This window comes from Actinocorallia aurantiaca, assembly GCF_039533685.1.
Classification (GTDB): Bacteria; Actinomycetota; Actinomycetes; order Streptosporangiales; family Streptosporangiaceae; genus Actinocorallia; species Actinocorallia aurantiaca.
Genome location: NZ_BAAATZ010000006.1, coordinates 603,916 through 627,930 on the forward strand (window position 1 = coordinate 603,916; position 24,015 = coordinate 627,930).

Sequence of the window (24,015 nt, forward strand, 5' to 3'; positions counted from 1 at the left end):
CGGCCCTTCCGGAAGCATTTTCCTATTTAAAGAGTCGAAATAATCGGGGAGAACGTGCACGTCACCGCCCGCGTCGAGTACGCGCTCCGCGCGCTGCTGGCCCTCGCCGTCGTCGAACCGTCCGCCCTCACCGCCAACGCGCTCGCCGATTCCCACGGCCTTCCCCTGACCTTCCTGCAGTCGATCCTCGGCGACCTGCGCCGCGCCGACCTCGTCTACAACCAGCGGCTCCCCCATCCGGGCTACCGTCTGGCGCGGGCCGCCGAGGACCTCACCGTCGGCGAGGTGCTGCGGCTGGTCAGCGGAACCCGCGCGGAGGAGCGCGCCGAGCCGCCCGAGGGCGAGCCCTCCGCCCTCGTCGACGCCCTGCGCCAGGTGTGGCGGGCCGCCGACACCGCCCAGCACGAGGTGATCGACGCCGTCACCCTGGCCGACCTGCGCGACGGCCGCCTGCCGGCCCGGATCCAGGCCCTGCTGTCGCCCTGAGGCGCGCGGGCCTGTCCGGACCGGTCAGCGCGACAGGAAGGGCACCTGGAAGGGCGTCGCCTGGAAGGGCAGTTCGGGCAGGAACGGGCCGTCCTCGTGCGGCGGAGGCTCCTCCTCGTGGGGCTCGGGGCCCTTGGAGACGGTGAGGACGACGGTGGTGTCAAAGTCGCCGGGGTCGATGCTCGCGCCGGGCGCCGGGTCGGTCGAGGCGACGGTGCCCTCGGGGTACTCGGAGTGCTTCTCGGACGAGGCGATCCGGTAATCCATGCCCATCGCCCGGAGCTTGTCGGCCGCGGCCTCCGGCTTCAGGCCGCGAAGGTCGGGCATGCGCACCCGGTCCTCGCCCGAACCCTTGCGGAAGAACTCCGACGGCGGCCTGCGGAAACCGGTGGCCTTCACGCCCCGCAGCGCCTCGGCCATGGTGTCCTGCCAGATCGGCCCCGGAATGCTCGCCCCGTAGACCGGGCCGCCGCAGTGCGTCGGCAGGCACACGTTCGTCATCGGGTTGCTGTAGCCGCCGCGCGGGTCGCCGACCCAGACGGCCGAGGCCAGCTCCGGGGTGTACCCGGCGAACCAGGCCGCGGAGTAGTTGTCCACCGTGCCGGTCTTGCCCGCCGCGGGACGGCCCAGACCCAGCCCCCGCGCCGTGCCCTTGGTCAGGACGCCGCTCATCACGTGGTTCACCGCGTCGGCGACGCCCTTGTCGATGACCTGCTCGCAGTTCGCCGACGGGACCTTGATCTTCTTGCCGTCGCTGCGGTCGATCCGCTTGATGGCGATCGGCTCGCAGTACTTGCCGCGCGCCCCGAACGCCGCGTAGGCGGCGGCGACCCGCAGCGGGGAGACGTCGTTGAAGCCCAGGGTGAAGGAGGCGAACTCCTGCAGCGGCTTGCCGTCGGCCCGGCGGATGCCGAGCTTCTTGGCCATCTTCACCGTGTCGCACAGGCCCACCTCCTTCTCCAGCTTGAGGAAGAAGGTGTTGACCGAGTGCCAGGTGCCCGTCAGCAGGCTGAAGCTGCGTCCGCCCTCGCCGTCCGAGGAGTTGCGCAGCTCGGTGGTGTCGCTGACGTTCTTGCCCTTGCAGTCGCGGAACCCGGTGGGCGCGTACGCGACCGGCGCGGTGATGCGCTCGCCGATCGGCATGCCCTCGTCGAACGCGGCGGCCAGCGTGAACGCCTTGAAGGTCGAGCCGGCCGCCATGCCGACGCTGGTGCCGTGGGAGGCGTCCGCCGCGAAGTTGATCCAGGTCTTGCCGGGCTCCTCGTCGGGCCCCAGCTCCCGGCCCACGTCCATGCCCTTGATCTCACCGGTGCCCGGTTCGACGAGGACCTGGGCCGCGGCCTTCTTCTCCTTGTTCCTGGCCGGGACGTGCCGCAGCAGCGCCTTGCGCGCGGCGTTCTGCGTCTTCCAGTCCATCGTGGTGCGGATCTTCAGACCGCCCGCCCACAGCAGCCGCTCCCGCTCCCCCTTCGTCTTGCCGAAGATCGGGTTGTTGAGGATCTCCCGCTGCACGTAGTCGCAGAAGAACGGGGCCTTGCTCTCGGTGCAGCCGTTCTTGGTCTCGGTGAGCTTGAGGACGAGCGGCTTGGCCTTCTCCTTCGCGGCCTCCTCCCGGCTGATCCAGCCGAGCTCCGCCATCCGGTCCAGGACGACGTCCCGCCGGTTGCGGGCGCCCTCGCCGTTCAGCCGCGCGTTGTAGAAGTTGCCGTTCTTGAGGATGCCCGCCAGCGTCGCCGCCTGGTTGAGGTTCAGCTTGGAGGCGGAGACCGAGAAGTACCTGCGGGCCGCGGCCTCGACCCCGTACGCGTGGTCTCCGAAGAAGGCGATGTTCAGGTACTTCTCCAGGATCTCGTCCTTGGGGTACCTGCGCTCGACGGCGATGGCGTACCGCAGCTCGCGGAGCTTGCGGCCCTTGGTGATCTCCACCGCCTGCTGCTTCTCCGCCTCGCTCTCGGCGTTCATGTACAGCAGGTTCTTCACGTACTGCTGGGTGATGCCCGAACCGCCCTGCGCGCCTTCGCCCGAGTTGTTCAGGTTCGACATGAGGGCGCGCACCGTGCCCCGGGTGTCGAGCGCGCCGTGCTCGTAGAACCTGGAGTCCTCGATGGCGAGCACCGCCTGCTTCACGGCCGGCGAGATCTCGTCGAGCGGCACTTCCACCCGGTTCTGCCGGAAGAACGTGGCGATGAGCGAACCGTCCGCGGCGAGGATCTGCGAACGCTGGGGGGCCTTCAGCTCGTCCAGGTCCGCCGGCTCGCTGAGCAGCCAGTCCGCCGAGTCCCGGGCGCCGACTCCCGCCGTCCAGGCGAGCGGCACCAGCAGCAGCCCGGCCAGGAGCCCGGCCATCATGCTGTATCCCGCGAGCCGCCGTACCGCACCGGCTCTGCCGATACCCCCGTCCGCTTCCATGCGGCACACCATAGACCGGACAGATGTCCGATAACCAGCAGGGCCCCGGGGGCGGGCTTCGCTCATACCAGGGTCATCCCCGGCTCTCGCGCTCCCATTCCTCTACCTTCGCCCGGAAGCGAGCGGACCACGCGCGCAGTTCGCGTTCGGCGTCCTCGGCGGGACCGGCCCGGTCGGCGTAGTCGGCGAACAGCTCCTCGGGCACCCCGCCCTTGCGTGCCCGGCGAACGAGCTGGGCCGCCTCCAGCAGCGCGGGCTGGGAGAAGGGCACGCCTTCCAGCAGACCGCGTTCGCCCTTCTCCTCTTTCTTGATGGCATCCCAGTTCACCTCGACCTCGGCGGCGCCGGAGACGTCCACCTCGGCGAACACGTGGGGGTGGCGCCGGACGAGCTTGTCGACGATGCCCTCGGCGACGTCGTCGATGGTGAAGCCGTCCTCGCCGCGCTCGGCGGCGACCACGGAGTGGAAGGCGATCTGCATGAGCACGTCGCCCAGTTCCTCCCGCAGGGACGTGAAGTCACCCGAGGCGACCGCGTCGGCCGTCTCGTACGTCTCCTCGACCAGGTACGGGATGAGCGACTGGTGGGTCTGCTTGCGGTCCCACGGGCAGTCGCGGCGCAGCCGCTCCATCACCGAGACCACGTCCAGCAGCCGGGCGCCGGGCAGGTCGTAGGAGCCGTGCACGATCTCGACGTCCAGCGGGTCCCCGACGACCAGTTCGCCGACCCGCTCGGCGAAGGCCGCGTCGCCGTCCGGGGCGGCCAGCCACACCACGTCGCCCCGCCGCGCGGCGTCCACCACCGGGCGTGCGTCCGGCTCCACCACCTCGGCCGCGACCCCCGCCTCCCGCAGGAACGGCAGCTGGGGGTGGTCGGCGGCCGCGGTGAGGACCCTGGAGTCCTGGAGCGCGCGCCACGCCCTCCAGGTGAGCAGGCCGGGCGCGACCCGGTGGGTGGTGCTCAGCAGGATCAGGCTCATGCCGCCCCGCTCTCCCTGCGGGACAGGGTGGTCACCGGAGCCTGCAGCAGGCCCTCGTCGTAGCCGGAGCCGTACCGCGGGTTGACCTTGATCCGCATGGTCCGGGCGGTCTGCTGCAGCGCCTGGTGCACCTGCTCGTTCGCGGCCGCGTCCGAGCCCGCGCCGGTCGAGAGCCTGTTGTTGATGACGATCATCCGCGCGAACTCGCGGCGGTGGCTCGGCGGGACGCCGTAGGACATCGTGAAGAGGTCGAAGAACTCCGCGCCGCCCTCGCGCGCGACCTGGCCCATGAGCTCGTCCACCTGCGCGGAGGTGACAACGATGCCGCGGTCGTCGGCGGCCTTCTCACTGACCCGCATCGAGATCAGCCGGCTGAGCACGCTGCGCGGCGTCGACTCGGGGTCGGCCAGGGTCAGCTGCTGCGCCGGGAGCGGGTTCTCCTTGTAGGAGTCCCTCCACTCGTTGACGGCGCCGCTCAGCTCCGCCTCGCTGATCCGGGGCGTGTCGCCGAAGGTCGCGGCGGCGCCCATGCGCGTCTGGTCTCCGCAGGCCGTCACGCCGAGAGCGAGCGCCGCGACGACGAGGATCTTTCGTATCACCCGCACACCTTACTGACCGACCGGCCCGAGAGACGACATGGAGAAAAGCGGTCTAGCCCTCGAGGAACAAGGCGTCCACGAGTTCCGTCGCCCAGCGGAGCATCTCGCCGTCGCGTAGCGGGCGGCCGCCGAGCGGGGCGGTCTTGGGGGTGGGCACCAGGATCTGGCCCGGCTTCATCAGGCTCTTGGGGTAGAGGCGCTGCATGCGGACCTGGCGGGACTCCGGCAGGATGCGGTCCTCGCCGCCCGCCTTGGCGAAGCGGACGAAGTTGCCCTGCAGCACCACCTCGGTGAGCCCGGCCCGCCGCGCCCGCGACCGGAACCGGGCGACCTCCAGCAGGCTGAGGACGGGCACGGGCGGGGCGCCGAACCTGTCCTTGAGCTCCTCGAGGACCTCGGGGATCTCGTCGTCGGAGGCGATGCCGGCGATGCGCCGGTAGGCCTCCAGGCGCAGCCGCTCCCCCGGCACGTACTCGTGCGGGATGTGCGCGTCCACCGGGAGCTCGACCTTGGTCTCGGGCATCGTCCGCTCGGGCTCGGACTTGAGCTCGCGCACCGCCTCGCCCACCATCCGGACGTACAGGTCGAACCCGACGCCCGCGACGTGGCCCGACTGCTCCGCGCCCAGGATGTTGCCCGCGCCCCGGATCTCCAGGTCCTTCATCGCCACGAACATGCCCGCGCCGATCTCGGTGTGCTGGGCGATCGTCGCCAGCCGTTCGTGCGCGGTCTCCGACAGCGGGTTCTCCGGCGGGTACAGGAAGTAGGCGTACGCGCGCTCGCGGCCGCGGCCGACCCGGCCCCGCAGCTGGTGCAGCTGCGACAGGCCGTAGGTGTCGGCCCGGTCCACGATGAGGGTGTTGGCGTTCGGGATGTCCAGACCCGACTCCACGATCGTGGTCGCGACCAGGACGTCGTAGTTCTTCTCCCAGAAGTCGACCATCACCTTCTCGAGCTGCTGCTCGTTCATCTGGCCGTGCGCGGTGGCCACCCGCGCCTCGGGCACCAGCTCCTTGATCGTCGCGGCGACCTTGTTGATGGACTTCACCCGGTTGTGGACGAAGAAGACCTGCCCCTCGCGCAGCAGCTCGCGGCGGACCGCGGCGGCGATCTGCTTCTCGTCGTAGGGCCCCACGAACGTCAGGACGGGGTGCCGCTCCTCCGGCGGGGTCAGGATCGTCGACATCTCGCGGATGCCCGTCAGGCCCATCTCCAGGGTGCGCGGAATCGGCGTCGCCGACATCGCCAGCACGTCCACCTGGGTGCGCAGCCGCTTCAGCTCCTCCTTGTGCTCGACGCCGAAGCGCTGCTCCTCGTCGATGATGCACAGGCCCAGGTTCTTGAACCGGGTGGAGGGGCTGAGCAGCCGGTGCGTGCCCACCACCAGGTCGACCTTGCCCTCCGCGAGCGCCTCCAGGGTCTCGGCGACCTCCTTGTCGGTCTGGAACCGGGAGATCGGCCTGACCACGACGGGGAACGCCGCGAACCGCTCGGAGAACGTCGACAGGTGCTGCTGCACCAGCAGCGTGGTCGGCACCAGCACCGCGACCTGCTTGCCGTCCTGGATCGCCTTGAACGCCGCGCGCACCGCGATCTCGGTCTTGCCGTAGCCGACGTCGCCGCAGATCAGCCGGTCCATCGGGACCGGCTTCTCCATGTCCTGCTTGACCTCCTCGATCGCGGCGAGCTGGTCGGGCGTCTCGGTGTAGGGGAACGCGTCCTCCAGCTCCCGCTGCCAGACGGTGTCCGGGCCGAACGGGTGGCCGGGACTGGCCATCCGCGCCGAGTACAGCCGGATCAGCTCCCCGGCGATCTGCTTGACCGCCTTGCGGGCCCGGGACTTGGCCTTCTGCCAGTCCGCGCCGCCCAGCCGGTGCAGCGACGGCGCCTCGCCGCCGACGTACCGGGTGAGCTCCTCCAGCTGGTCGGTGGGGACGAACAACCGGTCGCCCTTGGAGTACTCGAGGATGAGGTACTCGCGGGTCGCGCCCTGGATCGTCCGGGAGACCATCTCCACGTACCGGCCGACGCCGTGCTGCTCGTGCACCACGTAGTCGCCCGCCGACAGCTGCAGCGGGTCGATGCCGCCGCGCCGCCGGGACGGCATCCGCCGCATGTCCTTGGTGGAGGACTTCTGCCCCGACAGGTCGGTCTCGGTGAGGACGGCCAGCTTCACCTCGCCGTGGCCCGACCACAGGAAGCCGTGCTCCAGGCGGCCGGTGGTGACCAGGACCGAACCCTCGGCCTCCTGGCGCGAGGCCGGGACCCCGGCGTCGCGCAGCACCTCCACGAACCTTTCGGCCGGGCCCTGCCCCTCGCTGGTGAACACCACCTTCCAGCCCTCGTCGTGCCAGTGGCGCACGTCCGCGACGACCTTCTCCCGGTCGCCCCGGTAGGCGTCGGCGGGCTGGACGTCCAGAAGGACGTTCTCGTCCTCGTCGTCGCCGGTCATCAGGGGGCTGGTCGACCACCAGGGCAGTTCCAGCTCGCGCGCCCTGTCCCGGATCTCCTCCAGGCTCCGGTACGCGGCCTCGCCGAGGTCGATCGGCGCGACGCCGCCCGCGGCCGCGTTCACCCAGGACGCCTCCAGGAACTCCTGGCTGGTGCTGACCAGGTCCACGGCCCGGCTGCGGATGCGCTCGGGGTCGCAGATCAGCATCCGGCTGCCCTTGGGCAGCAGGTCGACGAGGAGTTCCATGCGCTCGGCCAGGACCGGGGAGAACGTCTCCATGCCCTCCACGGCCTCGCCCTCGGCCAGCCTGTCCAGCACGTCGGCCAGCGCGGGGTGGTCGGCGGCCAGCAGCCGCGCCTTCTCCCGCACCGGCGGTGTCAGCAGCAGCTCCCGGCAGGGCGGCGCCCACAGCCCGTCCTGTGCGATCTCCAGGGAGCGCTGGTCTGCGGCCTTGAAGTAGCGGATCTCCTCGACCTGGTCGCCCCAGAACTCCACCCGCAACGGGTGCTGCTCGCCGGCCGGGAACACGTCCAGGATGCCGCCGCGCACCGCGATCTCGCCGCGCTTCTCCACCAGGTCGACCCGGTCGTAGCCGGTCTCCACCAGGCGCAGCACCACGTCGTCGAGTTCGGCCTCGTCGCCCTGGCGCAGCCGGACCGGCTCCAGGTCGCCCAGGCCCGCGACGATCGGCTGGAGCACCGCGCGCACCGGGGTGACGATCACCCTGAGCTGCCCGCCGGCCGGGTCGCCGGGCTCGGGGTGCTTGAGCCTGCGCAGCACCGCCAGCCGCTGCCCCACCGTGTCGCTGCGCGGGGAGAGCCGCTCGTGCGGCAGGGTCTCCCAGGCCGGGAAGTGCGCCACCGAGTTCGGGTCCAGCAGGCTGGTCAGCGCCGACGCCAGGTCCTCGGCCTCGCGGCCGGTGGCGGTGACGGCCAGGACGGCGGCGCCGTCGATCGCGGTGCGCGCCAGCACCGCGGCCAGCACCGGCCGCAGCGATGGAGGGCCGACGAGCGTGTGCTCGCCGCCGTCCAGGGAGCGGCGCAGCGCCGGATCGGTGAGCACGACATCGAGCAGTGGCGAGAGAGACATCATCGACCTTGTGGCAGGCGGAGGCCGCGCGCGTCCGCGCAGCCCGAAGCACCCGGAGCGAAGGCTTCCGGGATCGGCCTCCAGCCTACGCGTTCCGGCCTACCTGCTGCCGGATCAAGAATTCCTCCAAGAAAGAGCAAATACGGGACGCACGCGCCTTCTTTTACTACGCTGCGGAATCATGACCGAGCTTTCTGTAAGGGACCGCGCGGTCGCGGAGGACGACCTCTTCGCCGAGCGGGTCAGACTGCACACCCACGACAAGGGGCTGCGCAAGGTCCACATCCTCGAGGCCGGGTGCGGCCGGGGGTCCGGCCTGGCGCTCCCCTCCGACCTCGACCGGCACGTGACGGGGATCGACCTCGACACCCCGGCGCTGCGGGCGCGCACCTCGGCCCGGGAGGATCTGGACACCTTCCATCTGGGCGACCTGCGCAACGCCCCGCTGCCCCCGCGCGCCTACGACGTGGTGCACGCCGACTCGCTGATCGAGCGCATCACCCACGCCGAACTGGTGCTGGACCGGATGATCGCCGCCCTCAAGCCCGGCGGGCTGCTGCTGGTGCGCTTCACCGACCGCGACAGCGCCTACGGGCTGATCCGCCGCGCGCTTCCGCGGCGCCTGCGCCGCCTGCTCGGCGACGACGTCGGCGACACCCATCCGAGCGTCTACGAGCCGATCACCTCTCTGGAGGGCATGCGCAACTGGTGCCTGCAGCGCGGCCTGGTCATCGCCGAGGCGCACACCGAGACCCGGGGCGGCGGCAGCGTCGTCGCCCTCGCCCGCGCGCTGGCCACGCTGACCGGCGGCCGCCTCACCGCCGACCACAGCGAACTCGTCCTCGTCATCCGCAAGCCCGAGAGCCGTTTCGCCCGCATCATCTGACCCCGGAGCCTGATGTGACCACCGGGACACCCCGTGGCGTCGCGGCGGGCGGTACCGTGGCCCGGTGAGCGCTGGACTGCCCGAAGAACTCCACGACCTGAAGTCCTGGACCCCCGACCCGACGGAACTCGCCGATCTGGAACTGCTGCTGGCGGGCGCCTTCCGCCCGCTGGCCGGGTTCCTCGGCTCGCTGGACACCGCCGCCGTGGTGGCCGGCGGCAGGCTCGCCGACGGCACGCCGTGGCCGTCGCCGGTCCTGCTGGCCGCGCCCGAAGGGCTGGCCGGTGAGCGGCGGCTGATCCTCTCCGACCCCGAGGGGGTGCCGCTGGCGGTCCTGGAGGTCGACGAGGCCTGGCGGGACCCGAGCCTGCCCGAGGGCCGGGTGCGGCTCGCCGGCCCGCTGACCCAGCTGCGCCGGCCCGCCTACGGCGCCTTCCACGGGCTGAGGCGCACCCCCGCCGAGCTGGAGATCGCCCCCGGCAGGGAGGGGCGGCTGCTGGCCGTGGCCACCCGCGAGCCGCTGCACCGCAAGCAGCTCGGCCAGGTGCGGCAGGCCGCGGAGAAGCTCGGCGCCCCGGTGCTGGTGCTGGCCCTGCTGTCGGGCTCACACGAGCAGGAGCTCGTCCGGGCCCTGCTGGCGGTGCGCAAGGACCTGCCCGACGGCTCCCAGATCGTCCCGGTGAACCTCGCGACCAGGACGGGCGGCCGCGAGTCCGAGCTGCGGGCCCACGTGGCCGCCGCCTACGGGGCCACGCACCTTCTCGCGGTCCAGGAGGACCGCAGCGAAGCGGGGATCCTCCGGGCCGCCTCGGGGGCCCGGGGGTCGTCCTCCGGATTCACACCGGTTCCGCTGGACGGTGACGTGCCGCTGTCGGTCGTCGTCCCCGAGCCGTGGGCCTACGACGCGGACGTGGAGGTCTGGCGGCCGGTCGCCCGGATCGAGGCCGGCCACGCGCGGGCCGAGCTGTCCCCCGAGGAGCTCGGCGAGCTGCTCGACCAGGGCGCGCCGATCCCCGAGTGGTTCACCCCGCCCGCGGTCGCCGTCGAGCTGCGCCGGGCGCGCCCGCCGCGGCACGAGCGGGGGGTCACGGTCTTCTTCACCGGCCTGTCGGGCTCCGGCAAGTCCACCGTGGCGCGCGGCCTGGCCGACGCCCTGGTGGAGAACGGCGGGCGCACGGTCTCGCTGCTGGACGGCGACGTGGTCCGCCAGATGCTCTCCTCGGGCCTGACGTTCTCCAAGGCCGACCGGGACCTCAACATCCGCCGGATCGGCTTCGTGGCCTCCGAGATCACCCGCCACGGCGGGTTGGCGATCTGCGCCCCTATCGCGCCCTACGCGGCGACCCGCGCCGAGGTCCGCCGCATGGTCGAGACCGTCGGCGACTTCGTCCTGGTGCACGTCGCCACCCCGCTGGAGGAGTGCGAGCGCCGCGACCGCAAGGGCCTGTACGCCAAGGCCAGGGCCGGACTGATCCCCGAATTCACCGGCATCTCCGACCCGTACGAGACCCCGGCCGACGCCGATCTCGTGCTGGACACCACCGGCCTGTCCACCGAGGAGGCCGTGGGCTCGGTGCTCAAGCTCCTGACAGCCGGCGGTTGGGTCAGGTAAACGAAGGCGACGGCGGGCCTGTAAAGTGTGACGGAATATTTCCTAGTATTTCTGTGGGATATACCGATGCACTTTGACGTATGGATGGCGATCGGGTCCTTTCTGGTGGCCATCGTCGTCGGGTTGACCGGTATGGGCGGCGGCGCGCTGATGACGCCGATGCTCATGACCTTCTTCGGCGTTCCCGCGATCACCGCGATCTCCAGCGACCTGGTGGCCTCGGCGGTGATGAAGCCGATCGGCAGCTTCGTGCACCTGCGGCGCGGGACGGTGAACCTGAAGCTGGTCGGCTGGCTGTGCGTCGGCTCGATCCCCTCCGCCTTCTGCGGCGTACTGATCGTCACCCGGCTGCTGCCCGACGGCGACACCACCCAGAACTTCCTCGAGAAGGCCATGGGCGTGGCGCTGCTCATCGCCGCGACCGGGCTCATCGTCCGGATGTACCAGGCCATCCGCGACAAGGCCCAGGCCCGGTCGGAGGAGGCTCGGGTCACCGCCGAGCCCGGCTCCCCCGCCTCCGAGGCGCCGCCCGAGCTGAAGGTCAAGCCCGTCCTGACCGTCCTCACCGGGGTCATCGGCGGGTTGATCGTCGGCATCACCTCGGTGGGCTCCGGCTCGCTCATCATCGTGGCGCTGCTGGCGCTCTACCCGATGCTCAAGGCCAACCAGCTGGTGGGCACCGACCTGTTCCAGGCCGTGCCGCTGGTCATCGCCGCGGCGATCGGCCACATCCTCTTCGGCGACTTCCAGCTGTCGGTGACGGCGGCCCTGCTGGTCGGCTCCATCCCCGGCGTCTACATCGGCGCCCGCATCTCCTCCAGGGCGCCCGGGCAGCTCATCCGGCGCGCGCTGGCCGTGGTGCTGCTGGCCTCGGCGCTGAAGCTGTTCGGCGTCCCGACCGTCATCCTGGCCTGGACGCTGCTGGCCCTCATCATCGTCGCCGCGCTCAGCTGGGTGCTGCTGCGCCGCCGCGCCGAGGACGCCGGACCCGCCGAGACCGCCGGGCACGCCGGGCCCGCCGAGCCCGCCAAGAACATGGACACCAACGCCTGACGAACATCCCGCGACAAACGCACCTGTAATAAAACGCAACAGAACGGGCCTCCCCGAAGGGAGGCCCGTTCGTCGTTCCCGACCGGTCGGACGACCGCAGCGAAGCGAGGATCGGCCGACCGGCCCCCGGGGGGCCCGGGGACCGCCCCCCGGAACAACACGGGTCAGCGCAGCGGGTTGGAGATCATGCCCGCCGCGACCGTGGCGTTGGTGGCCTCGTCGATGAGGATGAAGCCGCCGGTGAGCCGGTTGCGGCCGTAGTCGTCGACGAACAGCGGCTGGGTCACCCGCAGGGTCACCCGGCCGATCTCGTTGAGCGTGAGGCTCTCGGCCGTGTCGTCGCGGTGCAGGGTGTTGACGTCCAGACGGTACTGGAGGTCCTTCACCAGCGCCCTGACGGTGCGCGTGGTGTGCTTGAGCGTCAGCTTCGCGCGCGGGGCCAGCGCCTTGGCGTCGTCCATCCAGCAGATCATCGCGTCGAGGTCCTGGGCGGTCTGCGGCTGGTTGTTCGGCCGGCAGAGCATGTCCCCCCGGGAGATGTCGATCTCGTCCGCCAGGCGGATCGTGACCGACATCGGGGCGTAGGCCTCCTCGACCGGCCCGTTCGGGCTGTCGATCCGGGTGATGGTGCTGGTCAGGCCGGACGGCAGGTGCATGACCTCGTCGCCGGGCTTGAGCACGCCGCCCGCGACCTGGCCGGCGTACCCGCGGTAGTCGTGCAGGGCCGGGTCGGTCGACTTGTGCGGGCGGATCACGCACTGCACCGGGAACCGCACGTCGATGAGGTTGCGGTCGGAGGCGATGTGCACGCTCTCCAGGTGGTGCAGCAGGCTGCTGCCGTCGTACCACGGCATGTTCATCGAGCGCTCCACCACGTTGTCGCCGTGCAGCGCCGACAGCGGGATGAAGGACAGGTCGCCGATCGACAGCTTGGAGGCGAACGCGGTGAACTCGTCGACGATGCCGTTGAAGACGTCCTCGGAGTAGTCCACCAGGTCCATCTTGTTCACCGCGACGACCAGGTGCGGCACCCGCAGCAGCGTGGTGAGGAACGCGTGCCGGCGCGACTGCTCCTGGATGCCCTTGCGGGCGTCCACCAGGATGATCGCCAGGTCGGCGGTGGAGGCGCCGGTCACCATGTTCCGGGTGTACTGGATGTGCCCGGGGGTGTCGGCGATGATGAACTTGCGCTTCGGCGTCGCGAAGTAGCGGTACGCCACGTCGATCGTGATGCCCTGCTCGCGCTCGGCGCGCAGACCGTCGGTCAGCAGCGCGAGGTTGGTGTACTCCTCGCCGCGGTCGGCGGAGGTGCGCTCCACCGACTCCAGCTGGTCCTCGAAGATGGACTTCGAGTCGTACAGCAGCCGCCCGATGAGGGTCGACTTGCCGTCGTCGACGGAGCCGGCGGTGGCGAAACGCAGGATGTCCATACGCGGGGCGGCCATCAGAAGTAGCCCTCCTTCTTGCGGTCTTCCATGGCGGCCTCGGAGGCGCGGTCGTCGGCGCGGGTCTGGCCCCGCTCGGTGACCCGGGTGGCGGCGATCTCCTCGATCACCTCGTCCAGGCCCACCGCGGTGGACTTCACCGCGCCGGTGCAGGAGATGTCGCCGACGGTCCGGTAGCGGACCATGGCCTCGAAGACCGGCTCGTCCTCGCCGCGGTTGGCCGGGGGCAGGTCGGCCAGCAGCATGCCGTCCCGCTCGAACACCGGCCGGGTGTGCGCGAAGTAGATCGAGGGCAGCTCGATCTCCTCCCGCCGGATGTAGTCCCAGATGTCCAGCTCGGTCCAGTTGGAGAGCGGGAACACCCGGACGTGCTCACCGGGGTGGATCCTGGTGTTGTAGAGGTTCCACAGCTCGGGCCGCTGGTTCTTGGGGTCCCACTGGCCGAACTCGTCGCGGAAGGAGACCACGCGCTCCTTGGCGCGGGCCTTCTCCTCGTCGCGGCGCGCGCCGCCGAAGGCGGCGGTGAAGCCGTGCTCCTCGATGGCGTTCAGCAGCGGGACGGTCTGGAGCTTGTTGCGCGAGGCGCGGCGGCCCTTCTGCTCCACGACCTGGCCCTTGTCGATGGCGTCCTGCACGGAGGCGACCACCAGGCGCAGGCCCAGCTCGGCGACCTTGCGGTCCCGGTATTCGATGACCTCGTCGAAGTTGTGGCCGGTGTCGACGTGCATGACGGGGAAGGGGACGGGCGCGGGGGCGAAGGCCTTCTCGGCCAGGCGCAGCATCACGATGCTGTCCTTGCCGCCGGAGAAGAGCAGCACCGGCCGTTCGAACTCGGCCGCCACCTCCCGGATGATGTGGATCGACTCTGCTTCGAGCACGTCCAGCTGGGACATCAAGTAGTCGGCGCGTTGCATGGGGTTCCTCAGTTCAGCCCGGAAAGGATCAGCTGTGCCAGGGAGGGATGGCTGACCAGGATATCCGGGAGGTAGGGGTCTTCTTCGTTGTAGACCAGCGGCGAGCCGTCGATCCGCGAGGCGTGCGCCCCCGCCGCCAGCGCCACCGCGGCCGGCGCGGCGGAGTCCCACTCGTACTGGCCCCCGGCGTGGACGTACACGTCGACGTCCCCGGTGAGCACCGCGGCGATCTTCGCGCCGGCCGATCCCATGGGGACGAGCTCCACCCTGTGCCCGGCCGCCTCCAGCTTCGCGGTCAGCTCGTGCACGATCTGCGGGGGCCTGGTGCGGCTCACCACGATCCGGATGGCCTCGGTGGAACGCTCCGCGGCCTTCGGCGGGTTGCCGGTCGACAGGGTGACGCCCTGGGCCGGCAGCGCCACCGCGCCGGCGGCCAGCCTGTCGCCCTCCCACAACGCCACGTGGACCGCCCAGTCGTCGCGGCCCTCCTCGCTGAACTCGCGGGTGCCGTCGAGGGGGTCGACGATCCAGACGCGATCGCTCTCCAACCGGGCCTTGTCGTCCTTGCCCTCCTCGCTGAGCACCGCGTCGCCGGGCCTGAACTCGGCGAGGGCGGCCATGAGGTACTCGTGCGAGGCGCTGTCACCCGCGTCCTTCAGGGCACGGCCGTCCTCGAACCCGCGTTCGGCGCGCAGTCTCAGCAGCACCTCCCCCGCTTCGGCGGCGAGCCTGGCGGCCAGGGAGTGATCGTCTTCGGAGGGCATCTACCTGGTTCCCTATCGTTCGTGTCTGAGCCAGTATGGGGTATTACAACGCGTGGAATGTGTTCTGTGTCGCGGAAAGACCGGTTTCAAGGAGCGCCTCGACGGCGTCGGCCGCCCGGTCCACGAAGAGCGGCAGTTCCCTGCGTTCGGCGGCGGAGAAGTCCTTCAGCACGAAGGCCGCCGCGTCCATCCTGCCGGGCGGGCGTCCCACCCCGAAGCGCAACCTCAGATACTCCTTGTCGGACAGGGACTTCGTGATGGATCTGAGTCCGTTGTGTCCGTTGTCACCCCCGCCCTTCTTCAGGCGGATCGCCCCGTAGGGGATGTCCAGCTCGTCGTGGACGACGACGATCCGGTCGGCGGGCACCTTGTAGAAGTCGCGCAGCGCCTTCACCGGACCGCCGGACTCGTTCATGTAGCAGCGCGGCTTGGCCAGGACGGCCCTGCGCCCGTTCAGCCGGCCCTCCACCACGTCGTTGCGGCTGCGGTGGGACTTGAACGCGCCGCCCATCCGCTCGGCCAGCAGGTCGAGCACCATGAAGCCGGCGTTGTGCCGGTGCCCGGCGTAGGCCGGGCCGGGGTTGCCCAGACCCGCCACCAGCCACAGGTCCTCGCTCATCGCACCCTCCCGCTCACGGTAGGCCTTTCGGGTATGGCGAAGGCCCGGACACTCCACGGCGTCCGGGCCCAGCATGACGTGCTCTCACTCCGTGGCGGTCACTCCGCGGCGGGGGCCTCTTCGGCCTCGCCGCCCTCGGCCTCCTCGGCGACGACCGAGACACCGGTGATCTGCAGCACCAGGGCCTCGGGGTCGCCGGCGACGATCGAGCCGCGCGGCAGGTCGAGGTCCTTGACCAGGACGGTCGAGCCCTCGGACAGGCTGCTCAGGTCGATGACGACCTCGGTGGGGATGTGGGTGGCCTCGGCCTCGAGCGACACGGTGGTCAGCTCCTGGGCCAGCTGGCCGCCCGACGGGACCTCACCCGCGAGGGTGATCGGGATGTCCACGACGACCTTCTCGCCGCTCTTGACCAGCAGCAGGTCGACGTGCTCCAGGAAGCCCTTCAGCGGGTCGCGCTGCACGTCCTTGGGCAGGGCCAGCTCGTCGGCGCCGGACAGGCCGGAGACGCGCAGCAGGACGTTGGGGGTCTTCAGGGCGAGCATGAGCTCGTGGCCCGGCAGGGTGATGTGCTGCGGGTCGGTGCCGTGCCCGTAGAGGACGGCCGGCACTTTCCCGGCCCGGCGGGTGCGCCGAGCGGCACCCTTACCGAACTCGGAGCGCGGCTCGGCGGCGATGCGTACCTCGGACACGGCGAAAACTCCTCGTTGGTGGTGTCTGCTGAAAGACCTCGGCCCTTCCTAGGGCGTCGTTCGGGCGCATCTCCGGCACAGGCCGCCTGATCCGGTCAGGCATGCCGCGCAGCAGGAGGCGCACACGGTCCATAAAGTCTAGCCGATATCCAGAGCTGAAATGCGCCCGAACGCTGCTCTCCCGGACCCGGGGACGGAATCCCCGGGCCCGGTCGAGCGGAGGATCAGCCCTCGCCGTCGAACAGCGAGGTGACCGAGCCTCCGTGGAAGACCTCGTTGATGGCGCTGGCCAGCAGCGGAGCGATCGACAGGACGGTCAGCTTGTCGAACTGCTTCTCCGGCGGGATCGGCAGCGTGTTGCACAGCACGACCTCGGAGATGCGGGAGTTCTTCAGCCGGTCCACGGCCGGACCCGACAGCACGCCGTGGGTGGCGGTGACGATGACCCGGGCCGCGCCCTGCTCGAACAGCGCCTCGGCGGCCTTCACGATGGTGCCGCCGGTGTCGATCATGTCGTCGACGATCACGCAGGTGCGGCCCTCGACCTGGCCGACCACCTCGAAGACCTTGACCTCGTTGGCGACCAGCGGGTCGCGGCGCTTGTGGATGATCGCCAGCGGGCAGCCCAGCCGGTCGGTCCAGCGCTCGGCGACGCGCACGCGGCCGGCGTCGGGGGCCACGACGGTCACCTGGGAGGTGTCCAGGGTGGCGGCGACGTGGTCGGCCAGCAGCTCCAGCGCGAAGAGATGGTCGACCGGGCCGTCGAAGAAGCCCTGGATCTGCGCGGTGTGCAGGTCCACGGTGATCATCCGGTCGGCGCCCGCGGTCTTGAACAGGTCGGCCATCAGCCGGGCGGAGATCGGCTCCCGGCCGCGGTGCTTCTTGTCCTGGCGGGCGTAGCCGAAGAAGGGGGCGACCACGGTGATGCGCGAGGCGCTGGCGCGCTTGAGCGCGTCCACCATGATCAGCTGTTCCATGATCCACTGGTTGATGGGCGCGGTGTGGCTCTGGATGACGAAGGCGTCGCTGCCCCGGACCGACTCCAGGAACCGTACGAAGGTCTCGCCGTTGGCGAAGTCGTAGGCCGCGGTCGGCACCAGCTCGCAGTCGAGATTGGCGGCGACCTCCTTGGCCAGTTCCGGATAGGCCCGGCCGGAGAAGAGCATCAATTTCTTCTCCACCTGGGTTTTGATCTCGGTCACTTGTCCCCCTCCTGGGTGCTGTTCTCACGCGCTCGTTTCGCCGCTTCCGCGGCGGCAGTACCGGCGCGCTTGCGCTCGACCCAGCCCTCAACGTTGCGCTGCTGCCCGCGGGCCACGGCCATGGCTCCGGGCGGCACATCCTTGATGATCACGGAGCCGGCCGCCGTGTAGGCGCCGTCCCCGATGTCGACCGGAGCGACGAGCATGTTGTCGCTGCCGACCCTGGCGTGGTCGCCCACCGTCGTGCGGTACTTGGCGACCCCGTCGTAGTTCACGAACACGCAGCCCGCGCCGATGTTCGATCCCTCGCCGATGGTGGCGTCCCCGACATACGTCAGGTGCGGGACCTTGCTTCCCGCGCCCACCTCGGAATTCTTGATCTCCACGTACGTCCCGGCCTTGGCCCCGGGACCGAGCTTCGCGCCCGGCCTCAGGTAGGCGTACGGGCCGACGCTCGCCCGGGGACCGACCTCGGCCCCCTCGACCACGGCGTCGCGGATCACCGCGTCCTCGCCCACCGAGGAGTTCCTCAGCGTCACGTTGGGGCCGACCTCGGCCCCCGCTCCGACGACGGTGTCGCCGTGCAGCTGGACGTTGGGGTGGAGCGTGACGTCCTGCTCCACGCTCACCTGGACGTCCACCCAGGTGGTCCGCGGGTCGACGACCGTGACGCCCTCGCGCATGAGGCGCTCCAGGATCCGGTCGTTGAGCTGGCGGCGGGCCGCGGCCAGCTGCACGCGGTCGTTCACCCCCTGGGTCTCCACCCAGTCGGCGACCTTGTGCGCTCCGACACGGTGCCCGTCGGCGCGGGCGATGCCCAGGACGTCGGTGAGATATTCCTCACCCCCGGCGTTGTCGGTGGTCAGCCGCTTGAGGGCCTCGCCCAGCAGCGCGCCGTCGAAGGCGTACATGCCGACGTTCATCTCGACGATCCGCCGCTGCTCCTCGGTGGCGTCCTTGTGCTCGACGATGCCGGCGACGGAGCCGTCGGCGTCGCGCAGGACGCGTCCGTAGCCCGTCGGGTCGGGGACGTCGGTGCTGAGGACCGTGACGGCGTTGCCCTCGGACTCGTGCGTGGCGACCAGCGAGCGCAGGGTCTCGCCCCTCAGCAGGGGGTGGTCGCCGTTGGTCACCACGACGGTGCCCTCCAGCGCGCCCGCCTGCTCGTAGACCACCCGGACGGCGTGCCCGGTGCCTCCCTGCCGCTCCTGCACGACCGGCACCGCCGCGGGCGCCACCTGCCGGAGGTGGTCGATGACCTGTTCACGTCGGTGCCCCACCACCACGAGGACCCGCTCGGGGTCGAGCTCTCCGGCCGCGGCCAGCACATGGCCGAGCATCGAGCGTCCTGCCAGCGGGTGGAGGACTTTGGAGGTACGGGACTTCATCCGGGTGCCCTCGCCGGCGGCGAGGACGATGACTGCGGCCGGGCTCACAGAGTGGCTCCTGGGCGTCAAGGACGGGAAATTTTCGTCAGGGCGTAACTCACCCGACATGTAGAGAGAATACCGCCCGGGCCGATGGGCGCCCGCACCGGACCTGCACAGACTGAGCTCCGGCGCCAGGACTCGAACCTGAACAAAGGGCACCAAAAACCCTTGTGCTGCCGATTACACCACGCCGGATCGTTTCACCGGGGCCACGATACCGCGCGGAGCACCGGGCGGCGCGCCGTTATCCCCGTGATCTCCGTCCATCCCGCCGCCCCCGCGGGCGTTCCGCCCCGCAGGTCAGCGCCTCCGCCGCGAGGAGGGGCGCAGCCTGGGGTTCGGCTCCAGGTGGGCCAGCCCGTTCCACGCCAGGTTGACCAGGTGGGCGGCCACCTCCTCCCGGCGGGGCTTGCGCACCTCCAGCCACCACTGGCCGGTCATCGCGACCATGCCGACCAGCATCTGGGCGTACATGGGGGCGAGTTTTCCGTCATAGCCGTACCGGTCGAACTCCTCGACCAGGATGTACTCGACGTGGGTGGCGATGTCGCTGATCAGGCTGGCGAACGTGCCCGTCCCGGAGGCGGCGTGGGAGTCGCGGACCAGGATGCGGAACCCGTCCGTGCTCTCCTCGATGTACTCCAGCAGCGCCAGGGCCGCGCCCTCCAGCTTGCCCCGGTAGTGCCGGCCCTCGGCCATGCCCCGGGTGACCATGTCCACCAGCCGGGTCATCTCCCGGTCGACCACGACGGCGTACAGGCCCTCCTTGCCGCCGAAGTGCTCGTAGACCACCGGCTTGGACACCCCGGCCTTCGCCGCGATCTCCTCGACGGCGGTGCCGTCGAACCCCCGCTCCGCGAAAAGGGCGCGGCCGATCTCGATGAGCTGCTCCCGCCGCTCCTTGCCGGTCATCCGCCTGCGACGCTCTGCCATCGGACCATGATGCCCCAGAGGCGTCAGGCCTCCAGTGGGGCGACCTCCTCCAGCGGCTGGAGGGGCTGCCTGCGGAGGGCGCGCTCCCTGGCCTTCTCGGCCTTCGCCTGGGCCTTCTCCTGGCGGCGCTCCCGGCGCTCGCGCTCCTTGGCCCTGCGGCGCGGGTCGAGCGTGGGCCTCTCCTCCAGCCGGGCCAGCCCGTTCCAGGCGAGGTTGACCACGTGGGCGGCGACGTCCTCGCGCCTGGGCCTGCGGGTGCCCAGCCACCACTGGCCGGTCAGCGCGATCATGCCGACCAGCATCTGGGCGTACATCGCCGCGAAGTCCTCGTCGTAGCCCTGGTGGTCGAGCTCCTTGCCGAGCAGGTGCTCGACCCGGGCGGCGATCTCCGACAGGAGGCTGGCGAAGCTCCCCTGGCCCGGCCCCGAGTGGGAGTCGCGGACCAGGATGCGGAACCCGTCCGTGCTCTCCTCGATGTACTCCAGCAGCGCCATCGCGCCCAGCTCGAGCTTGCGCCGGTAGTCGGCCTCGGTGCTCAGCGCGGCGGTGACCGCCTCGAGGATCAGGGCCATCTCCCGGTCGACGACGACCGCGTACAGCCCTTCCTTGCCGCCGAAGTGCTCGTAGACCACCGGTTTGGAGACCTTGGCCTTCGCCGCGATCTCCTCCACCGACGTGCCGTCGAGCCCTCGCTCGGCGAAGAGGGCGCGGCCGATGCCCAGCAGCTGTTCGCGCCTTTCACCGCCGGACATCCGCCGTCTTCGGGAGTCGGTCATGGTCTAGACCCTAAGCGCGTTTGGCCTCCAGGCGCTCCGCGGAGGGCCAGCGCACGTCCGAAGCCCAGCCCAGCTTCTCGAAGATCCAGATGATCCGCGCGCTGATGTCGATCTGCCCCTTGAGGACGCCGTGACGGGCCGAGGTCGGGTCGGCGTGGTGCAGGTTGTGCCAGGACTCTCCCATCGACGGGATGGCCAGCCACCAGACGTTGCGGGACTTGTCGCGCGAGGCGAACGGGGTGTCGCCGAAGGTGTGGCAGATCGAGTTGATCGACCAGGTGACGTGCTGGACCATGGTGACGCGGACGAGGCCGGCCCAGAACAGCGCGGTGAAGAAGCCCGCCCAGGACCAGGTGACCAGGCCGCCGATGATCGCGGGAAGCAGGAAGGTGGCCGCGACCCACACCCCGAAGTACCGGTGGATGCGGTTGATGTCCTTGTCCGCCTTCAGGTCCTTGGCGTACTTGTCGACGTTCGTCGCCTTGTCGGCGTACAGCCAGCCGTAGTGCGCCCAGACCAGGCCCTTGAACAGTCCCTTGGCGTCCTCGCCGTACTTCCACGGCGAGTGCGGGTCGCCCTCCTTGTCGGAGAACTTGTGATGGCGCCGGTGGTCGGCGACCCAGTTCATGACCGGCCCTTCCAGGGCGAGGCTGCCGGCGATCGCCAGGAAGACCCGCAGCGGGCGCTTGGCCTTGAAGGAGCCGTGCGTGAAGTACCGGTGGTAGCCGACGGTGATGCCGACGACCGAGAGCAGGTAGAACACGGCGAAGATGGCGACGTCCGTCCAGCCCAGCATCCGCCCCCAGGCCATCGGCACCACGGCGGCCAGGGCGAGGAAGGGGATCCCGGTGAAGATCGCCACCAGGATCTTGTGCTTGACGCCGTTGCGGCTGTCGGACAAATCGCTCATCGGCTGCTGCGGCGTGGCGATGGAGGAAGCGGTCACAAGCATCGTCTCTCGATCGAAGTCACGTACTTACGCTACCGTAACCTACGGATTCGTAACCTTGAAAGACCCGCTTGGCAAATTCCTGCTATCGCCCCAAATAAATGAAGACCGGACGATCGTGGGAGGTTTTCCACACGATCGCCGGTCCGAAACGGCTCCGAGATGGGGAGCCCGGGTGGCGACGGGTGAGCCGCCGAGGGTAGGTGCCGCCCGCTACGGGAGTCGGCAGCACCGCAGGGGAACGTATAGCCGCTTTCCTCCCACTGCGGGCGGCACCTCGTTCAGCTGTCTCTTGACATCGAGATACATGATGGCAACACAAATGTCTCGACGTCAAGATGGAATGCGCCATCTCTCCGGGATGCATGTGTCTTGATGTCGAGACAGGTAGGGTGCGCATATGAAGGACGAGGTCGACCGGCTCGTCGCGGCCTGGCGCGTGGAGCGCCCGGACCTCGACGTCGCGCCGCTGGAGGTGCTGAGCAGGGTCTCCCGGCTCGCGCGCCACCTGGACCGCGCCAGACGCGCGGTCTTCCTGGCCCACGACCTCGAGTCCTGGGAGTTCGACGTCCTCACCGCGCTGCGCCGCGCGGGATCCCCCTACCAGCTCAACCCCGGGCAGCTGCTGAAGGCCACCCTGGTGACCTCCGGCACCATGACCAACCGCATCGACCGCCTCACCGCGGCCGGACTGGTCGAACGCCACCCCGACCCGCAGGACAAGCGCGGCGTGCAGGTCAGGCTCACCGAGACCGGGAAGCAGCGCGTCGACGCCGCGTTCGCCGACCTGATCGAACGGGAGCGCGACCTGCTGGCCGCCCTCAGCGAGGTCGACCGCAGGCATCTGACCGACCTCCTGCGCACCCTGCTCATCCCCTTCGACCGGGAATGAGCATCGGGCTCCGGTCCTCAGTCGGCGTCGGCCAGCTCCAGCCAGGCCATCTCGACCTCGTCCTTCTCGGCCAGCACCGCCTTCAGCTCCTCGTCCAGCTTCATCAGGCGTGAGTGATCCGTGGCCGCCCCGGCCATCTCCGCGTGCAGCTGCTCCTCGCGCTGGGACAGCTTGCCGAGCCTGCGCTCCAGCCTGTCCAGCTCCTTCTGGGTCTTCCAGTCGAGCTTGGCCTGCTGGACGGGCTTCGCCTCGCCCGGGGACGACGCCTGCTCCACGGCCGAGGGGGCGTTCCGGACCGCCGAGACGGTGCCGGCCTCCACCCGCTGGAGGTACTCGTCGACGCCGCCGGTGAGCATCCGGATGGTGCCGTCGCCCAGCAGGGCGTAGACGACGTCGGTGACCCGCTCCAGGAAGTACCTGTCGTGGCTGACCACCACCAGGGTGCCGGGCCAGCCGTCGAGGATGTCCTCCAGCTCGGTGAGGGTCTCGATGTCCAGGTCGTTCGTCGGCTCGTCCAGCAGCATGACGTTCGGCTCGCCCATGAGCAGCCGCAGGATCTGCAGGCGCCGCCGCTCGCCGCCGGAGAGGTCGCCGACCGGCTTCCACTGGGCGTCGGCGCGGAAGCCGAGCCGCTCCAGCAGCTGCCCGGCCGTCCACTCGCGCTTGCCCACGGTGATCCGGCGCGCGATCTCCTCCACCGACTCCAGGACCCGCCGCTGCGGGTCCAGCTCGGCCAGCTCCTGCGACAGGTGGGCCAGGGCGACGGTCTTGCCGCGCACGATCCGGCCGCTCTCCGGCTGGACGGTTCCCGCCAGCAGCCGCAGCATCGTCGTCTTGCCGCTGCCGTTGATCCCGACCAGGCCGATCCTGTCTCCGGGGCCCAGCCGCCACGTCACGTGCTCGAAGACCGGCTCGCCGCCCAGGTGCAGGGTGACGTCCTCGACGTCGTAGACGGTCTTGCCCAGGCGGGCCGTGGCGAACTTCGTCAGCTCCACCTTGTCGCGCAGCGGCGGCACGTCGGCGATCAGCGCCTGCGCGGCGTCCACCCGGAACTTCGGCTTGGACGTGCGGGCCTGCGGGCCCCGCCGCAGCCAGGCCAGCTCCTTGCGCATGAGGTTCTGGCGCTTGGACTCGGCGGAGTCGGCGATCCGCGTCCGCTCGGCCTTGGCCAGCACGTAGGCCGAGTAGCCGCCCTCATACCGCTCGATCCGGCCGTCCACGACCTCCCAGGTGCGGTCGGTGACCTCGTCGAGGAACCAGCGGTCGTGGGTGACGATCGCGAGGGACTCCTTGCGGGCCCGCAGGTGGCGGGCCAGCCAGGTGATCGCCTCGATGTCGAGGTGGTTGGTGGGCTCGTCCAGCATGATCATGTCGGATTCGGGCGCCAGCAGCGCGGCGAGCGCCACCCTGCGGCGCTCCCCGCCGGACATGCCCGACAGCGGGGCGTCGAGGTCCAGGCCCGTCAGCAGCCCGGCGAGCACGTCGCGGATCCGGGTGTCCCCGGCCCATTCGTGCTCGGCCCGGTCGCCCAGCACCACCGAGCGGACGGTGGCGTCCGGGCCGAACTCGTCGCGCTGCAGGAGGTAGGCCAGGCGCAGCCCGCCGGTGTGGGTGACCCGCCCGGAGTCGGCCTCGAGCCGGCGGGCCATGATCGCCATCAGGGTCGACTTGCCGCCTCCGTTGCGGCCGACGACACCGATGCGCATGCCCGACTCGACGCCCAGGGAGACCCCGTCGAGCAGTGGTTCCGGCCCGTAGGCCTTGGAGACGTTCTCAAGATTGATCAGATTCACGGCATCCACCAGGCTAATACCGCCGAGAGACGGCATGGACC

At 70.4% G+C, this 24,015-nt stretch carries 20 protein-coding genes and 1 tRNA gene; 5 read left to right on the forward strand and 16 right to left on the reverse strand.

All coding sequences use genetic code 11. From position 1 onward, the window contains the following. Positions 1-54: 54 nt before the first annotated feature. Positions 55-486: an RrF2 family transcriptional regulator gene (locus tag ABD327_RS09825; protein WP_344449947.1), complete on the forward strand. Its 432-nt coding sequence runs from the start codon at positions 55-57 to the stop codon at positions 484-486. A 24-nt stretch (positions 487-510) separates the two neighbouring features. On the opposite strand, the gene ABD327_RS09830 is transcribed toward ABD327_RS09825, so the two are convergent. From ABD327_RS09830 to mfd, 4 genes are all read right to left on the reverse strand, one after another. Continuing rightward, the gene (locus ABD327_RS09830; RefSeq protein WP_344449948.1) at positions 511-2,895 is read right to left on the reverse strand and encodes a penicillin-binding protein; all 2,385 of its coding nucleotides are present in this window, start codon (positions 2,893-2,895) and stop codon (positions 511-513) included. 73 nt (positions 2,896-2,968) lie between these two features. Next, entirely contained in the window at positions 2,969-3,874 is a 906-nt protein-coding gene (locus tag ABD327_RS09835; protein WP_344449949.1) for a MazG family protein, read from the reverse strand. Next, positions 3,871-4,473 (reverse strand): SurA N-terminal domain-containing protein, encoded by a 603-nt coding sequence (locus tag ABD327_RS09840; RefSeq protein WP_344449950.1) that lies wholly within the window; start codon positions 4,471-4,473, stop codon positions 3,871-3,873. The genes ABD327_RS09835 and ABD327_RS09840 overlap by 4 nt, the downstream gene beginning before the upstream one ends. A gap of 52 nt (positions 4,474-4,525) precedes the next feature. Beyond that, positions 4,526-8,014 carry a transcription-repair coupling factor gene (mfd, locus tag ABD327_RS09845; RefSeq protein WP_344449951.1) on the reverse strand — a complete coding sequence of 1,163 codons (3,489 nt, stop codon included), beginning with the start codon at positions 8,012-8,014 and terminating at the stop codon, positions 4,526-4,528. A 181-nt stretch (positions 8,015-8,195) separates the two neighbouring features. Between mfd and ABD327_RS09850 the strand changes: the two genes are divergently transcribed. The 3 genes from ABD327_RS09850 to ABD327_RS09860 all read left to right on the forward strand — a co-directional run bounded on the left by ABD327_RS09850 (position 8,196) and on the right by ABD327_RS09860 (position 11,565). Continuing rightward, positions 8,196-8,900 (forward strand): class I SAM-dependent methyltransferase, encoded by a 705-nt coding sequence (locus ABD327_RS09850; RefSeq protein ID WP_344449952.1) that lies wholly within the window; start codon positions 8,196-8,198, stop codon positions 8,898-8,900. 64 nt (positions 8,901-8,964) lie between these two features. Further along, a complete protein-coding gene (gene cysC / locus ABD327_RS09855; protein ID WP_344449953.1) occupies positions 8,965-10,512 on the forward strand; it encodes an adenylyl-sulfate kinase in 1,548 nt (515 codons plus the stop codon). A 66-nt stretch (positions 10,513-10,578) separates the two neighbouring features. Further along, positions 10,579-11,565, forward strand: coding sequence for a sulfite exporter TauE/SafE family protein (locus ABD327_RS09860; protein WP_344449954.1), 987 nt, complete (start codon positions 10,579-10,581; stop codon positions 11,563-11,565). Positions 11,566-11,729: 164 nt separating this feature from the next. Here the strand turns inward: ABD327_RS09860 and ABD327_RS09865 are convergent, their stop codons facing one another. From ABD327_RS09865 to ABD327_RS09915, 11 genes are all read right to left on the reverse strand, one after another. Continuing rightward, positions 11,730-12,995, reverse strand: coding sequence for a sulfate adenylyltransferase subunit 1 (locus tag ABD327_RS09865; protein ID WP_344450116.1), 1,266 nt, complete (start codon positions 12,993-12,995; stop codon positions 11,730-11,732). A 14-nt stretch (positions 12,996-13,009) separates the two neighbouring features. Then, on the reverse strand, positions 13,010-13,924 hold the full coding sequence (cysD, locus tag ABD327_RS09870; protein ID WP_344449955.1) for a sulfate adenylyltransferase subunit CysD: 915 nt from the start codon (positions 13,922-13,924) through the stop codon (positions 13,010-13,012). Positions 13,925-13,932: 8 nt separating this feature from the next. Then, on the reverse strand, positions 13,933-14,688 hold the full coding sequence (locus ABD327_RS09875; RefSeq protein ID WP_344449956.1) for a 3'(2'),5'-bisphosphate nucleotidase CysQ: 756 nt from the start codon (positions 14,686-14,688) through the stop codon (positions 13,933-13,935). Between the two features lie 43 nt (positions 14,689-14,731). Further along, the gene (gene pth, locus ABD327_RS09880; RefSeq protein ID WP_344449957.1) at positions 14,732-15,307 is read right to left on the reverse strand and encodes an aminoacyl-tRNA hydrolase; all 576 of its coding nucleotides are present in this window, start codon (positions 15,305-15,307) and stop codon (positions 14,732-14,734) included. Positions 15,308-15,405: 98 nt separating this feature from the next. Beyond that, a complete protein-coding gene (locus ABD327_RS09885) occupies positions 15,406-15,999 on the reverse strand; it encodes a 50S ribosomal protein L25/general stress protein Ctc (RefSeq protein WP_344449958.1) in 594 nt (197 codons plus the stop codon). 224 nt (positions 16,000-16,223) lie between these two features. Further along, a complete protein-coding gene (locus ABD327_RS09890) occupies positions 16,224-17,201 on the reverse strand; it encodes a ribose-phosphate diphosphokinase (protein ID WP_344449959.1) in 978 nt (325 codons plus the stop codon). Beyond that, positions 17,198-18,697, reverse strand: coding sequence for a bifunctional UDP-N-acetylglucosamine diphosphorylase/glucosamine-1-phosphate N-acetyltransferase GlmU (gene glmU, locus ABD327_RS09895; protein WP_344449960.1), 1,500 nt, complete (start codon positions 18,695-18,697; stop codon positions 17,198-17,200). The genes ABD327_RS09890 and glmU overlap by 4 nt, the downstream gene beginning before the upstream one ends. A 57-nt stretch (positions 18,698-18,754) precedes the next feature. Then, positions 18,755-18,826 (reverse strand) — tRNA-Gln (locus tag ABD327_RS09900). A gap of 105 nt (positions 18,827-18,931) precedes the next feature. Next, on the reverse strand, positions 18,932-19,564 hold the full coding sequence (locus ABD327_RS09905) for a TetR family transcriptional regulator (RefSeq protein ID WP_344449961.1): 633 nt from the start codon (positions 19,562-19,564) through the stop codon (positions 18,932-18,934). 23 nt (positions 19,565-19,587) lie between these two features. Continuing rightward, positions 19,588-20,340 carry a TetR/AcrR family transcriptional regulator gene (locus ABD327_RS09910; RefSeq protein WP_344449962.1) on the reverse strand — a complete coding sequence of 251 codons (753 nt, stop codon included), beginning with the start codon at positions 20,338-20,340 and terminating at the stop codon, positions 19,588-19,590. Between the two features lie 10 nt (positions 20,341-20,350). Then, positions 20,351-21,250, reverse strand: coding sequence for an acyl-CoA desaturase (locus tag ABD327_RS09915; protein ID WP_344450117.1), 900 nt, complete (start codon positions 21,248-21,250; stop codon positions 20,351-20,353). 439 nt (positions 21,251-21,689) lie between these two features. Here ABD327_RS09915 and ABD327_RS09920 point away from each other — a divergent pair, with 439 nt between their 5' ends. Continuing rightward, a complete protein-coding gene (locus ABD327_RS09920) occupies positions 21,690-22,181 on the forward strand; it encodes a MarR family winged helix-turn-helix transcriptional regulator (protein ID WP_344449963.1) in 492 nt (163 codons plus the stop codon). Positions 22,182-22,198: 17 nt separating this feature from the next. On the opposite strand, the gene ABD327_RS09925 is transcribed toward ABD327_RS09920, so the two are convergent. After that, positions 22,199-23,974 carry an ABC-F family ATP-binding cassette domain-containing protein gene (locus tag ABD327_RS09925; RefSeq protein ID WP_344449964.1) on the reverse strand — a complete coding sequence of 592 codons (1,776 nt, stop codon included), beginning with the start codon at positions 23,972-23,974 and terminating at the stop codon, positions 22,199-22,201. Positions 23,975-24,015 lie beyond the last annotated feature (41 nt).

Excerpts from the sequence above, each read along its gene's own strand:
- ABD327_RS09860 (WP_344449954.1), top strand. The coding sequence starts at position 10,579 with ATGCACTTTGACGTATGGATGGCGATCGGGTCCTTTCTGGTGGCCATC.
- pth (WP_344449957.1), bottom strand. The coding sequence starts at position 15,307 with ATGAGCGAGGACCTGTGGCTGGTGGCGGGTCTGGGCAACCCCGGCCCG.
- ABD327_RS09920 (WP_344449963.1), top strand. The coding sequence starts at position 21,690 with ATGAAGGACGAGGTCGACCGGCTCGTCGCGGCCTGGCGCGTGGAGCGC.
- ABD327_RS09875 (WP_344449956.1), bottom strand. The coding sequence starts at position 14,688 with ATGCCCTCCGAAGACGATCACTCCCTGGCCGCCAGGCTCGCCGCCGAA.
- ABD327_RS09910 (WP_344449962.1), bottom strand. The coding sequence starts at position 20,340 with ATGACCGACTCCCGAAGACGGCGGATGTCCGGCGGTGAAAGGCGCGAA.
- ABD327_RS09830 (WP_344449948.1), bottom strand. The coding sequence starts at position 2,895 with ATGGAAGCGGACGGGGGTATCGGCAGAGCCGGTGCGGTACGGCGGCTC.
- ABD327_RS09905 (WP_344449961.1), bottom strand. The coding sequence starts at position 19,564 with ATGGCAGAGCGTCGCAGGCGGATGACCGGCAAGGAGCGGCGGGAGCAG.
- ABD327_RS09850 (WP_344449952.1), top strand. The coding sequence starts at position 8,196 with ATGACCGAGCTTTCTGTAAGGGACCGCGCGGTCGCGGAGGACGACCTC.
- cysD (WP_344449955.1), bottom strand. The coding sequence starts at position 13,924 with ATGCAACGCGCCGACTACTTGATGTCCCAGCTGGACGTGCTCGAAGCA.
- ABD327_RS09915 (WP_344450117.1), bottom strand. The coding sequence starts at position 21,250 with ATGAGCGATTTGTCCGACAGCCGCAACGGCGTCAAGCACAAGATCCTG.
- mfd (WP_344449951.1), bottom strand. The coding sequence starts at position 8,014 with ATGTCTCTCTCGCCACTGCTCGATGTCGTGCTCACCGATCCGGCGCTG.
- ABD327_RS09865 (WP_344450116.1), bottom strand. The coding sequence starts at position 12,995 with ATGGACATCCTGCGTTTCGCCACCGCCGGCTCCGTCGACGACGGCAAG.
- glmU (WP_344449960.1), bottom strand. The coding sequence starts at position 18,697 with ATGTCGGGTGAGTTACGCCCTGACGAAAATTTCCCGTCCTTGACGCCC.
- ABD327_RS09835 (WP_344449949.1), bottom strand. The coding sequence starts at position 3,874 with ATGAGCCTGATCCTGCTGAGCACCACCCACCGGGTCGCGCCCGGCCTG.